This is a genomic window from Mesorhizobium sp. SEMIA396, assembly GCF_024518615.1.
GTDB lineage: Bacteria > Pseudomonadota > Alphaproteobacteria > Rhizobiales > Rhizobiaceae > Mesorhizobium.
On the sequence record NZ_JANIFC010000009.1, the window covers coordinates 40,187 to 52,914 of the forward strand.

Annotated in this window: 9 protein-coding genes and 1 pseudogene; 7 read left to right on the forward strand and 3 right to left on the reverse strand. The window is 61.2% G+C overall.

The features are described 5' to 3' along the window. Positions 1-85: 85 nt before the first annotated feature. Together NP503_RS21300 and NP503_RS21305 are read right to left on the reverse strand one after the other, a co-directional pair. Entirely contained in the window at positions 86-1,651 is a 1,566-nt protein-coding gene (locus NP503_RS21300) for an MDR family MFS transporter (RefSeq protein ID WP_127270669.1), read from the reverse strand. Next, positions 1,648-2,799 (reverse strand): HlyD family secretion protein, encoded by a 1,152-nt coding sequence (locus NP503_RS21305; RefSeq protein ID WP_127269550.1) that lies wholly within the window; start codon positions 2,797-2,799, stop codon positions 1,648-1,650. Before NP503_RS21305 ends, NP503_RS21300 begins: the two co-directional genes overlap by 4 nt. Positions 2,800-3,738: 939 nt before the next feature. Between NP503_RS21305 and NP503_RS21310 the strand changes: the two genes are divergently transcribed. After that, complete coding sequence (locus tag NP503_RS21310) at positions 3,739-3,984, forward strand: hypothetical protein (protein ID WP_127270296.1); 246 nt, start codon at positions 3,739-3,741, stop codon at positions 3,982-3,984. Positions 3,985-4,548: 564 nt separating this feature from the next. Next, positions 4,549-5,178, forward strand: a complete 630-nt coding sequence (locus NP503_RS21315) for a uracil-DNA glycosylase family protein (protein WP_127270300.1) — start codon at positions 4,549-4,551, stop codon at positions 5,176-5,178. A gap of 96 nt (positions 5,179-5,274) precedes the next feature. Here the strand turns inward: NP503_RS21315 and NP503_RS21320 are convergent. Beyond that, a pseudogene (locus tag NP503_RS21320) lies at positions 5,275-5,840 on the reverse strand (transposase); the annotation flags it as partial. 342 nt (positions 5,841-6,182) lie between these two features. Here NP503_RS21320 and NP503_RS21325 point away from each other — a divergent pair. The 5 genes from NP503_RS21325 (at position 6,183) to cydB (ending at position 12,214) form a co-directional block, all read left to right on the forward strand. Next, positions 6,183-6,698, forward strand: coding sequence for a Dps family protein (locus NP503_RS21325; RefSeq protein WP_127270297.1), 516 nt, complete (start codon positions 6,183-6,185; stop codon positions 6,696-6,698). 101 nt (positions 6,699-6,799) lie between these two features. Further along, complete coding sequence (locus NP503_RS21330; protein WP_127270298.1) at positions 6,800-7,264, forward strand: nuclear transport factor 2 family protein; 465 nt, start codon at positions 6,800-6,802, stop codon at positions 7,262-7,264. Positions 7,265-7,439: 175 nt separating this feature from the next. After that, on the forward strand, positions 7,440-9,737 hold the full coding sequence (locus NP503_RS21335) for an FdhF/YdeP family oxidoreductase (protein WP_127270666.1): 2,298 nt from the start codon (positions 7,440-7,442) through the stop codon (positions 9,735-9,737). 2 nt (positions 9,738-9,739) lie between these two features. Next, positions 9,740-11,164: a cytochrome ubiquinol oxidase subunit I gene (locus NP503_RS21340; protein ID WP_127270663.1), complete on the forward strand. Its 1,425-nt coding sequence runs from the start codon at positions 9,740-9,742 to the stop codon at positions 11,162-11,164. A gap of 3 nt (positions 11,165-11,167) precedes the next feature. Further along, positions 11,168-12,214, forward strand: a complete 1,047-nt coding sequence (gene cydB, locus NP503_RS21345; RefSeq protein ID WP_127269965.1) for a cytochrome d ubiquinol oxidase subunit II — start codon at positions 11,168-11,170, stop codon at positions 12,212-12,214. Positions 12,215-12,728 lie beyond the last annotated feature (514 nt).

Consider the following 12,728-nt stretch of genomic DNA (forward strand, 5'->3'; position numbering starts at 1 on the left):
GAATTCACTAGCCAGACGACGTCTTCGGCCTGTCGGGCTACCGCGGCGACGGAAGCTGCGGGAAGGTCGATCTCCCGGCACCCTGTCACATTGGACTACGGCTCCGGGTGAACAGCACCGCCACCGCCGCCACCAGCAAGATGATGCCAAGGACGTAGAACGTGTCGGAGAAGGCCATGATCAGGGACTGCTGCGCGATGAGCTTCCCGAGAAAGGCCTCCGCCTGGTGGCGTGCTAGACTCTCGTCTGAGACACCGCGCGACATAATGTATTCCGTCATTCGAGATATGAACTGCTCGGTGGGCTCGCTGTAGGGCGTGACAGACTGCCCGATAATGTTGGAATGGAATTGCTCCCGCCTGGTGATCAGTGTTGCCAGCATGGCCGTTCCCAGCGCCCCACCGAGGCTGCGCATCATATTGAGAACCCCGGACGCCGCACCGGAGAGTTCGCTAGGTATGCCGACCATCACAATACCGGCAAGCGGAGCAAGGACGATGGCCTGGCCGAATGCACGGATGAAATTCGTGGTCACGAACTGATCGCTGCCATCATTCACGTTAAGATGCGTGTTCATGAAACAGCTCGCTGCAAAGATCGCGAGCCCGGCGCAGACGATTGCACGTGCGCTCAAATGCTTCTGCAACCAGGGAACGAACGGAATAATTACCAGTTGGGGCAGCCCGACCCAGGCCAACACCATACCAATCTGCTCGGAATTGTACCCTTGGACTTGGCTCAGATAGGCCGGGAGCACATAGACCGAGCCAAACAGCGCGACGCCGACCAGCATGTTGGCTAGGGTTCCGAGCGCGAAGTTACGGTGGACGAGCACCCGCAGTTGAACGGCAGGCCTATCAACGGTCAGCTCTATGGCGACAAAGACCGCAAGGGCGACGACGGCAACGATCGATAGATGAACGATGAGCGGCGAGCCAAACCAGCCATTCTTGTTGCCCTCGTCGAGCACGGTCTGGAGGCAGGAAAGCCCAACAATCATGAAGGCGATGCCATACCAATCCCCCTCCTTCAACAGCGAAAGGTTCATCCTCTCCCGCTCGAGGGTTGGAAAAAGCAGGCCGAGCATCAGGACTCCCGGCACGAGATTGACGAAGAAGATAAACTCCCAGCCATAGTGCTGGGTGAGGTAACCGCCGATAGTCGGTCCGATCGCAGGCCCAAAAGTGGCCGTGAGCGCAAATGCTGCCAAGCCAACCGGCTGCTGGCGTTGTGGCAAGGACGTCAGCACGCGGGTGAATGCCATTGGGATCATCACGCCGCCGGCGAAGCCCTGAAAACCCCTGAGGACGATCATCTGCCCGAGGCTTGTCGTGAAAGCGCACGCGACTGAAAAGAGGAGGAACAGGCAGGTGCTGCCGAGCAGAAACCTGCGGAACGAAAACACTCGCGTGAAGAAATCCGTCAGCGGGATCATGATGATTTCTCCGATGAGATAGGAGGTGGATATCCACGTTCCGTTGTCGGAGCCCGTACCAATCCCGCCCTCGATCTCCGGAAGCGAGGAATTGGTGATCTGGATGTCCAGCACAGCGATCAACGCGCCGAGCATGCATCCGAAAATGCAGATCCAATCGCGGAAAGTCGCACCCTCCCTGTCGCGATGCGATGTCATCGGTAGGGTCTCGGTCATGGCTGGTTTCGAGACCTGCCATGCTCTGTATCTGGCGGCGGTTGGCTAACGGTGATCGTGGCGGTGACTGACATTCCGGGCAGGAGCAACCCTGCGAGAGGATCATCCCGGTCTATTGCGATCTTGACGGGGATCCGCTGAACGATCTTCGTGAAATTTCCGGTGGCATTGTCGGGGGGCAGGAGCGAGAACTCTTGGCCGCTGGCCGGCGCGATGCTGTCAACGATGCCCCTTACGGGGGTGTCGGCGAAAGCATCAACGTCGATCCTGACCTTCTGGCCCGAAGTGACCTCGGAGAGCTGGGTTTCTTTGTAGTTGGCGACCACATAGATACCGTCGAGCGGGACTACCGCAAGTAGTTGCATGCCAGGCTGGACGTAGAGGCCCACCCGCAACTGGCGCATACCGACAACGCCTTCGCTGGGCGCCCGCAAAACCGTGTAGCCTAGGTTCAGTTCTGCCTCCTCGAGTGCTCCTTGGTTGTGCTGCAGAGCAGCATTTGCTTCATCAAGCTGGGCCGCGAGAGTGCCGACCTCTCGCCGCACCGCCTCCAGGGCTGCCTTGTCCTTCGCGACCAATGCGTTCGCGGCGCCGATCTGGGATGCTGCCTGCTGTGCATTCTGGACGGAGCCATATCCCCCCTTGGCAAGCGTTTCGAAGCGTTCGTCATTTTGCGCGGCATAGACCTCCGTGGCCTGGTCGGCCTTTAGGGTGGCATCCGCCTCGTCGATGAGGGCGCGCTGCTCTGCCAACTGGGCGTCGATGCTCACGATTTTCGCCTTCGCCTCGGCGACGTCTGCCTTCGCCTCATCGACGGCTGCCTTGAAGCTGCGCGGATCGATGGTCGCCAACACGTCGCCCGCCTTGACCTTCTGATTGTCTGCGACCAGCACAGTGGCGAGGTAGCCGGCGACTTGAGGTGCAACTGGCACGATGTGGGCCTCCACATAGGCATCGTCGGTCGATTCCTCGAAACGCCAGACCGTCCAATACTGCCGGCCGGCATACGCAGCGGCGGACAACGCAGATAGGGCAGCAACGCCAAATGCGACGATGCGGAGCGCGCGGACAAATCTCCCCTCTTTGGCACGCGGTAAGGTCAATGCTACGACCTCCGTCTCCGGTTTGCCGGGATGATTGATATTCATGATTCCTCCTGCCGGGGAGGCCGGCCCATCCGGGGCGCGCCCGGACCAATGCTGGTTCGTCTCGTTACATTCAAAGAAGCGATTCTCGCAGGAAGACCTCGGCGACCGCTGTATCGAGTTGGTTCTCCCGACTGGCCGCACACCTCTGCAGGTGATGGAATTCTCGCCTCAATGAGATCAGCATTCTGAGAACTGATCGCCGGCAGCGACCGCCGATGCTCCCGGCCTTTGAAGGGTCATTTGGCCCTCCCGCGTCATGTCCTTCGTCACTGTGGCGGTGACCGTAGCCCTCTCCTTGGCCGCCACTAATGTGGCCGCCGTCATGAGCCAAGGCCGCCAAACCCGAGCCTGCCGCTAACAGCGCGGCCCAGGCAATTGTTATCCAAACATGTCGTACGTTTGGCATCGTCGTACTCCTTGCGGCCCACGCTTTGGGAGGAAGCGCCGCAAGAGTGTATTTGCCGTCGACTGAGCGAAATCATACTTGCGTCCAGCGATGCCAGACGTGAGGTCATGGATTGCGCATCTCGGCGAGAACGACGACCGATATCTCATACCGTATTTCCGGACTTTCCCCTCCGGCGGGGCGGCTTCAATAAGGAACGGCAGACTCCCCATTCTCAATTGAGATCCTACGGCGGAGGGTATCAGGAGCAGCAGAATCGTCGCCTTCTTAGGCGCGCCGAGTTCATTGGCGGGTCCAGGTCATGTGTCTAGTTCTGCCGAAACCATTGGGGCCTGAAGGCGCTAGTCGGCGAGGCAGAAATTGACGAACACCGGTTGAGAGCGTGCCTGATCCCTGCAACGGTCAAAGACGAAACGCAGCATGCCTTTGGAAAAGAACCTGCCTCCCGCGTGTGGCATCGTTGCGGCACGTAAGGCACGCAATCTGCCGATCCACGAACGGGTCGGTACCAAGTTATTGACGAGGAGAAGCCCATGTCCAGCGTCCATCCAGTTCGCGCACTTTCCGCAGCGCTCGAGGCTGCGAGGACGAATGCTGTCGAAACCATCGCGGCAGATGGCGGGCCTCTGTCATCTGCAGTTCTAGCTGAACTCGCCATGTTGCAAACTGCACTGACGGCCACCCGCCAAACACTCGATGAGCATGGAACCCGATTGGGCTGGGGTGGCGACGAGGGGGCCGTGGATCAGGCGGTTCTAGAACTCCATTCAATCAAATAGCTGGATTGCCAGTACGCAGTGATCGGCTTCCTTTCGTTGTGCCAGAGTTTGCCGTGTTATTGTTCGGCAATCCGTAGGTCCGCACTGACTGGCTTCGCGTCTCTTTGAAGTTTTGGAGCAGCCAACAGTTAAAGGCGTGCAGCCGGAGCTGCCAGCATCATTTGGACCACAACTGCCAAGCGTCAGGTTTTCCTTAGCAACTCGGGACGACCTGCGCTTCCCATTGTGAACGAGCGCGACGAGGACCAAGGTTGTCGACGCACCACAGCAAGCGGGCAAATTCTTACCAAGGCAATCACCTGCCACGGCATGTCGGTTGGACGGTTTCAGCATGCTATGGAATCGAAGGAAACAATTGTCCAGAAGCTCTGCACGTTCCCGCGGTGAAGCGTCGCGCAACTCCGGCGGCGGCTGGTCGAATGTTATCCGAACTCCTACGTCCTCTGGTCAGTAATTGAACTGACGACAGGGCGAGGCAACAATAGGGATCGGAACGACGTGGTAGACGTTTCTGCAAGTCATAGCTTCGTGGCACATTCGCGCGACGACGGAACGCGCGGCCAGTTGGAACAGTCGCAACTTGACGCGTTGCTTTCGAGCATTCGGGCATGCCGCGTGTGCGTCGAGGAGTTCGGCCATGAACCGCGCCCGGTGGTGCAGGTGGCCCCCGGCACCCGGCTGTTGATCTGTGGACAGGCGCCGGGGCGACGCGTGCATGAAAGCGGACTTCCGTTCGATGACCCGTCGGGCGACCGGCTGCGCGAGTGGCTTGGAGTGGATCGGCGCGCCTTCTATGCGGACCCGCGTATCGGCGTGGCCCCCATGGCGTTCTGCTTTCCGGGGACCAATCCCAAAGGCGGCGACTATCCGCCACCGCCCAGGTGCGCCGCGCTCTGGCGGCAGTCGCTCCTGGCATGTCTGCCGAAGGTGGAACTTACGGTGCTGGTCGGCGCTTATGCTCAGCGGTGGGCGTTGGGAGACACGCCGAGGCGTTCGATGACCGAGACCGTCGCGGCATGGCGCACCTATGGGCCTGCGGTGATCCCGCTGCCGCACCCCTCCTGGAGATGTGCAGGCTGGCTGCGGCGCAACTCATGGTTCGAGAATGAGTTGGCGCCCTATCTGCGCGTTCGGGTCGCTGCCATTCTAAGCGGCGCCATTACCCTTCATGAACCGGCCACACGCTCTCGATAAGGCAAGCCCGCGGCGACCTTCTCCGCGCAGATCGCGAGAACCGCAGGCGTGACGTTATCCGGGCCCAAGCAGAGAGACCGCCATCCAATGGACGATCAAATAGTCGGCGATGTTTCGGCTATGGCATCTCCACCAGAGCACTTCGGAACACACGACCGTGCATTTCGGCTGCTTGTTCAGGTCGATCGTCGGACACGACCAGTTCGACGTCCCTGAGGCCTCACGCTTTCAAGCCGACGAGAAATCCCGCCAGGTCGAGCGGTTGTCGCGATTGGCCATCTCGATGGCTCTGGCGCCTTCCGTCCCAGTCAATCCCGACGGAAATCAGCACCGCCTGGCCCATGACGATGCCGACTTCGCAGACCTTCTCGTAGCGAGCATCGACAATGAGGTAAGGGAACGGCTCCTGGAGCGGGCGATTGGCAAAGGCGGGGAGGCTCTCGTCCAGCGGCTTGCGCCCGCTCGGAAAGCTAGTAGCGCTCGAACAACTCCGCCGAGAAGCGGCCCTGCCGGTTCTGCGGCACCCTGAGTCCGAGCTTGCCGGCGCGCGTGACGAGCGTGCGACCGTAATGGCCCGAACGATAGGCGAGCCGCTCCGGCGTGCGCTAGCATTTCTCGGCTCCAAGCACCTCATCCATCTCGCCCTCCAGGACTTCCTGCATCACCGCGCGGATCACATCGCGCAGCCCATCAGGGCTCGAAAGCAGAATGTGGCGGAACTCGGTGACGTTGAATATCACCAGCCTGCCATGACCGCCCTTTCTCAGCGAATTTGCAGAACTCACAGCACACAACCTTGTCTCGTGGCCCAGCGAAATGAAACTGCAGGGCTGGCGGCGTCCGGGCGCTGACCGCCGCGACGCCCCTCGCTGGCCGATGAAGAGCCCGTCCTTTCCGGGCATTCAGAAAGAAAACCCGGCATTTGCAGAAGACCAGACGGCTTTTCGGGGCCTAGGTTGGCGCAATTGAGCACGCATTGAGCTCGCTGACCAAGGATCATCCCCATGACCACCAACGCCCTCCGCCTTCGCGCCGCACCGCTCCGTACCCCTTCCGATCTCGGCGAGAATGCCGTGACAGATATCTCTGCCGCTCTCACCGGGTTGCTAGCCGATACCTTCGCGCTTTACCTCAAGACGAAGAATTTCCACTGGCACATGTCAGGGCCGCACTTCCGTGATTACCATGTGTTACTCGACGAACAAGGCGAGCAAATCTTCGCTATCACCGATGACATCGCTGAGCGCTGTCGCAAGATCGGCGGCACCACGCTCCGCTCTATCGGACAGATCGCGAAGGAGCAGCGAATCTCCGACAATGACGCGGCCTATGTGACGCCACACGACATGCTGGCCGAGCTTGCCCAAGACAACCGCACCTTCATAAGTCTCCTGCGCGCCGTGCACGCAGTATGCGAGGAGCACGACGACGTCGCGACGACCAGCTTGATCGAGGTTTGGATTGATGAGGCCGAGCGCCGTACCTGGTTCCTTTTCGAAGCCGGGCGGATGGCGGACTGACCCCCAAGGCCATGGACCGTCGGCGCGGAATGGCGTCGCCCCGATCTGCGGCAAGCGGTCGCCGCTTGCGACTTCCCGTTGCTCTCTCACAGGAAAATGCCATGTCCCGCCCACCGCTTCCACCCTTCACGGAACAAACCGCCATAGAAAAAGTGCGCTCAGCCGAAGACGGCTGGAACACGCGTGACCCCGGCCGTGTCGCGCTCGCCTATACGGTTGACAGTGCCTGGCGTAATCGCGCCGAGTTCGTGACAGGCCGGGAAGCCATCGAGGCTTTTCTCACCCGCAAATGGAACAAAGAACTCGATTACCGGCTGGTAAAGGAACTTTGGACGTTTGCGGGAAACCGGATCGCTGTCCGCTTCGCCTATGAATACCATGATGACAGCGGCCAATGGTTCAGGGCCTACGGCAACGAAAATTGGGAGTTCGATACGGAAGGGCTGATGCGCCGCCGGATCGCCAGCATTAACGAACATCCAATCGCGGAGTCCGAACGCAAGTTGCATTGGCCTTTGGGTCGTCGCCCCGACGACCATCCTGGTCTCAGCGGTTTCGGCTTCTGATCTGACGCGTGGTCGAGGGTTGGCGACCGTTTTCGCGCTACCCACTGATAGGCCAGCAGAGCCGCTTCGGCGTGCCGCTCGCGCGGATCGGAAGATGTCGCGGGCGGTTCGACGACTGGCGGGGCTTCGCTGACAGGGGGTCGGCCGGTAGCTGAATCCACACAGGGGCATAGAAATGAGTGGCAAGAAGCGTATTGAGCGTTATGACGAGGCCGCCGGCGGCTGGGGTGCGCTGAAGGCGCTCGGCGAGCACCTGGTCGAGCAGGATATTGCGATCAAGGGCGCGACAACGCTGCTGCGCATGAACCAGCCGCTTGGCTTCGATTGCCCGGGCTGCGCTTGGCCAGATCCCAAACACACCTCGCCCTTCGAATTCTGCGAGAACGGCGGCAAGGCAGTCGCCTGGGAGGTGACGGCGAAGCGCTGCACGCCGGAGTTCTTCGCAGCTCACACCGTCACCGAGCTTTCGACATGGAGCGACTACGAACTCGAAATGGTCGGGCGGCTTACTCATCCGATGGCCTACGACCAAGCCAGCGATCGCTACTTGTCGGTGAACTGGGACGACGCCTTCGCCATGATCGGTCGGCATCTGGGCGCCCTTCCCAATCCGAATATGGCGGAGTTCTACACCTCCGGTCGCACCTCCAACGAGGCCGCCTTCCTCTACCAGCTCTTTGTGCGCGAATACGGCACCAACAACTTCCCCGACTGTTCCAACATGTGCCACGAGGCTACCAGCGTCGGCTTGCCGCAGTCGCTCGGCGTCGGCAAGGGCACGGTGCTGCTGGACGATTTCGACAAGACTGACTGCATCTTCATCTTCGGCCAGAACCCCGGCACCAACAGCCCGCGCATGATGACCAGCCTGCGCAGTGCCTCGCGACGCGGCGCAACCATTATTTCGTTCAATCCGTTCCGCGAGCGGGCGCTGGAGCGCTTTCAGGCGCCGCAGAGCCCGATCGAGATGACGACGCTGACGTCCACCCCGATCAGCTCGCGCCTGCACCAAGTCAAGGTCGGCGGCGACATCGCAGTGCTCAAGGGCTTGATGAAGGTGCTAGTCGAGGAGGATGAGCGGCTGCGCGCCGAACACCAGATCGAGGCCCTTGACTGGGATTTTATCCGCGGCCACACCGTCGGCATCGAGGCGCTCGTCGCCGACCTCAAGGCCACATGCTGGGAAGACATCGAGCGGCGATCGGGCCTCACGCGCTCGGCGATCGAGGAAGCCGCCCATGTCTATATGAAGGCGAAGAGGGCGATCGTCGTCTATGGCATGGGCATCACCCAGCACCGGCACGGCGCGAAAAGCGTCCAGCAGCTTGCCAATCTTTGCCTGCTCAAGGGAAATATCGGAAAGGAAGGCGCCGGCTTGTGCCCGGTGCGCGGCCATTCCAACGTCCAAGGCGACCGTACCGTCGGCATAACCGAAATTCCGACCCCTGAATTCCTCGGCCGGCTGGGACAGCGTTTTGGCTTCGAGCCCTCTGCTGAGCATGGACACAATGTCGTCACCGCGCTGGAGGCCATGGTCGAGGGAAAAGCGCGCGTCTTCATCGGCATGGGTGGCAACATCGTCGCTGCCATCCCAGACTGGCAGGTCACGCAGGAGGCGTTTCGCCGTCTCGATCTCACTGTTCACGTCTCGACCAAGCTTAACCGCAGCCACATCATCCATGGCCGCGACGCGCTCATCCTGCCCTGCCTAGGCCGCACGGAGGTTGACCTGCAGGCGGCAGGCCCGCAATCCATCACCGTCGAGGACTCTATGTCGATGGTGCACGCGTCGACCGGCATGAACGAACCTGCCTCCGAGCACCTGAAGAGCGAGCCCGCGATCGTTGCAGGCATGGCCCGCGCCACCCTCGGGATGCGCTCAGTTGTGGACTGGGAGATCTTCGTCGCCGACTACGACCTGATACGCGACGCCATCGAAGACGTCTTTCCGATTTTCGAGGGCTACAACGCTCGCATCCGCGTACCCGGCGGCTTCCACCTCCCCTCGACGGCGCGCGAGCGTATTTGGAATACGGCTACCGGCAAGGCGAACTTCATGCCGTTCGATGGGCTCGGCGAGGATAACGCATCCGATGCGGACGTTTTGTGGCTCACCAGCGTGCGCAGCCATGACCAGTACAATACCACGCTCTATTCACTCTCAGACCGCTATCGCGGCGTGTTCGGCCAACGCGACGTGCTGTTCATAAGCGTCGAGGAAATCGAGAAGCGCGGCTTCAAGCCGGGCGACCGCGTCGACCTAGTCACCGTTTCAGACGACGGCGTGGAGCGAGTGGTTCGCAATTTCAAGCTGGTCGCCCATGCATTCCCGGCCGGCGGCTGCGCGGCCTATTACCCAGAGACCAATCCGCTGGTGCCGCTTCACGCCCACGATCCAATGAGTTTCACACCCTCCTACAAGGGCATTCCGATCCGCATCGTGCGGGCGCAGGTCCAGGTTGAGGTGGCTTGACCATGGATGCCGTCATCCTTGCCCGACTCCAGTTCGCCTTCACAATGGGCTTCCACATCCTGTGGCCGACGGTCACGATCGGGCTCGCCTGCTTCGTCGCGCTACTGAGCGGCCTTTGGTGGCGCACCGGACGCGAGGTCTATCGCGATCTCATGCGCTTCTGGATTTCCATCTTCGCGCTGGCCTTCGGCATGGGCGTCATCACTGGCCTCGTGCTGAGCTACGAGATCGGCACCAACTGGGCGGGCTTCTCGCGCTCGGTCTCCAACGTCCTCGGCCCGCTCTTCATGTACGAGGCGCTGACCGCCTTCTTCCTCGAGGCCGGCTTCATCGGCATCGTGCTGTTCGGCCAGAACCGGGTCAGCAGGGGACTGCATTTCTTCGCCTGCTGCATGGTGGCGGGCGGCACGCTGACGTCGGCCACCTGGATCCTCGCCGCCAACAGTTGGATGCAGACGCCGCAGGGCGCGGTGGCCGACGCCAACGGCATTTTTCATGTCGTCGACTGGTGGCAGGTCATCTTCAATCCTTCCTTCCCCTACCGGCTCGCCCACATGGTCTGCGCCAGTTTCATTACCGGCTCCTTCGTCGTGGCCGGCGTCTCTGCCTTCCATCTTTGGCGCAGGCAGCATGTGGAGGCCAGCCGCCTCGCTTTCTCGCTGGCCATGTGGATGGCGCTGGTGCTCACCCCGACGCAGATCCTGCTGGGCGACCTGCACGGACGCAACACGCTTGCCTATCAGCCGATAAAACTCGCCGCGATGGAAGGGCTGTGGGACACCACCAAGGGACCCGCGATGACCGTGATTGCCTGGCCCAGCATGGAGGAGCAGCGCAATCTCTACGCGATCGACATCCCGCATCTTGCCAGCCTCTATCTCACCCATTCCTGGGACGGCGAGGTCGAGGGCCTGAAGGCGGTGCCGCGCGAGGACCAGCCCTATGTGCCGATCGTCTTCTTCGCCTTCCGCATCATGGTCGGCATCGGGCTGATCCTTCTCGCCACCGCCGTCACCGGCGTGGCGCTGCGCTGGAGCCATCGCCTCTACGACACACGCTGGTTCCAACTGATCACCATGGCGACGACGCCGCTCGGCTTCATCGCGGTGCTCGCCGGCTGGACGACCACCGAGGCAGGCCGCCAGCCTTGGGTCATCTATGGCCAGTTGCGCACCATCGACGCGGTTGCGCCGGTCGCGGCCGGCGCGGTGGCAACGACGCTTGCCATCTTCGTCGTTGTCTACATGGTTCTTCTGCTGGCTTTCCTCTGGTTCGCCGGACGCATCGCCATCCGCGGGCCGCGCGATACCAGCGCTAGCGATCCGCGCCTTGTCCGTCCGGGCCTCGACCGGGGCAGCCCGGCGATCGTCGGGTCGGCTCCGGCTGTCGCGCTCGCCGACAAAACCCGCCTCGCATCAGGAGAGTAAGCCATGTCCGCATTCTTCGCAGCCGATCTTCCTGTGCTGTTCGCAGCACTCGCGGCGTTCTGCGTCACCATCTACGTGCTGGCCGACGGCTTTGATCTCGGCGTCGGCATGCTGTTCCTGCTTGCGCCGCGCAACGAGGATCGCGACCTGATGATGGCCAGCATCGAACCCGTGTGGGACTCCAACGAGACTTGGTTGGTCATGGGCGGCACGCTGCTGCTTACCGCCTTTCCCGCCGGCTACTACGTTCTGCTGCCCGCCTTCTATTTGCCGGTAATGTTCATGTTGTTCGCCTTGATCTTCCGGGGCATCGCCTTCGAATTCCGTCTGCAAGCAGGCGAATTCCGCTGGATCTGGGACATCGCCTTCGCCGGTGGATCGCTGCTCGCAACGCTCTGTCAGGGGCTTATCCTCGGCAGCCTGATCAACGGGGTGACGATTGAGAACGGCATATTCGCCGGCGGCACGTTCGATTTCGTCAGCCTGCTCGGCCTTGCCTGCGGAGCCGGGCTGGTCGGCGGTTACGCGCTGCTCGGCGCCGGATGGCTGATCTGGAAGACGGATGGGCCGACGCAGGTGTTCGCCCGCGAGATCGCCCATTCTGCGTTGATCCTCACCTCCGGCATGATGCTCGCGGTCAGTGGGTGGAGCGCTTGGAGTGTTCCGGAGGTCGCCGCGCGTTGGTTCGCCTGGCCGAACATCGCTTTCCTCGCACCCGTGCCGTCGCTCACGGTCGCCGCGCTGCTGACCATCTGGCGCCGCATCTGGATCGGCCGCGAAGCCGAGGTCTTCCTGCTGGCGCTGGTCATCTTCCTGCTCGGTTTCGGCGGCCTCGTCGTCAGCTTGTGGCCCTATGTCGTGCCGCGACAAATCACCATCTGGAACGGCGCCGCCGATCCTCAGACGCTAGCTTTCGCCGGTACCGGGCTCATGATCGTCATCCCGATCGTCCTGGCCTATCAAGCCCATGCCTATTGGGTGTTCCGGGGTAAGACCCGCCATCACAGTGGCAACCGCTACGTCACGCAGGCCCTCCCCGAAAGTGAATGAAGGGGCTTCGACTGCTGGAACACACGCCCTCCCGGAATGAACTCGTTAGCTGAGCTTCGCGCACTACCGCGACCGCAAGGCCGATTCTATGTGAGCCATCAAGACTCTCGTTGTTCATTTAGCTTCGGTATGTCTCGCCACCGCCAGCATCGAACTGCTACAGGACTTCGGGTAGCAAGCCCCAAGCCCTCGGGGGCGGCGACGCCACCGAGCGGTCTGACAACCCCTGATGCGCACCTTTCGCTGGCTCTTCAAATACAAAGACCCAGGCTTAGGCCGAGGCGCAACATAACAGCCACAAGCACGCGTATTTAGCCTCGCCTTTTAGGGATTTGCGCACAATGTTCGTATCATGCAGCTGACATTATCCCTTCGAAACCATCTGTACCATCAATCAACGCCATCGTACTTGCGCATACCAGAGATAATAATCATTGGTCTAAACAATATACATGGGGAGGATTCTTATCTTGCCGCCCCGTGTGTAGGCTGTCCTTGATACCGCGATGGTAGA

Bases quoted from the DNA above. Each gene is read 5' to 3' on its own strand.
- NP503_RS21330 (WP_127270298.1), top strand. From the start codon at position 6,800: ATGTCCCGCCCACCGCTTCCACCCTTCACGGAACAAACCGCCATAGAA.
- cydB (WP_127269965.1), top strand. From the start codon at position 11,168: ATGTCCGCATTCTTCGCAGCCGATCTTCCTGTGCTGTTCGCAGCACTC.
- NP503_RS21335 (WP_127270666.1), top strand. From the start codon at position 7,440: ATGAGTGGCAAGAAGCGTATTGAGCGTTATGACGAGGCCGCCGGCGGC.
- NP503_RS21325 (WP_127270297.1), top strand. From the start codon at position 6,183: ATGACCACCAACGCCCTCCGCCTTCGCGCCGCACCGCTCCGTACCCCT.
- NP503_RS21310 (WP_127270296.1), top strand. From the start codon at position 3,739: ATGTCCAGCGTCCATCCAGTTCGCGCACTTTCCGCAGCGCTCGAGGCT.
- NP503_RS21300 (WP_127270669.1), bottom strand. From the start codon at position 1,651: ATGACCGAGACCCTACCGATGACATCGCATCGCGACAGGGAGGGTGCG.
- NP503_RS21305 (WP_127269550.1), bottom strand. From the start codon at position 2,799: ATGAATATCAATCATCCCGGCAAACCGGAGACGGAGGTCGTAGCATTG.
- NP503_RS21340 (WP_127270663.1), top strand. From the start codon at position 9,740: ATGGATGCCGTCATCCTTGCCCGACTCCAGTTCGCCTTCACAATGGGC.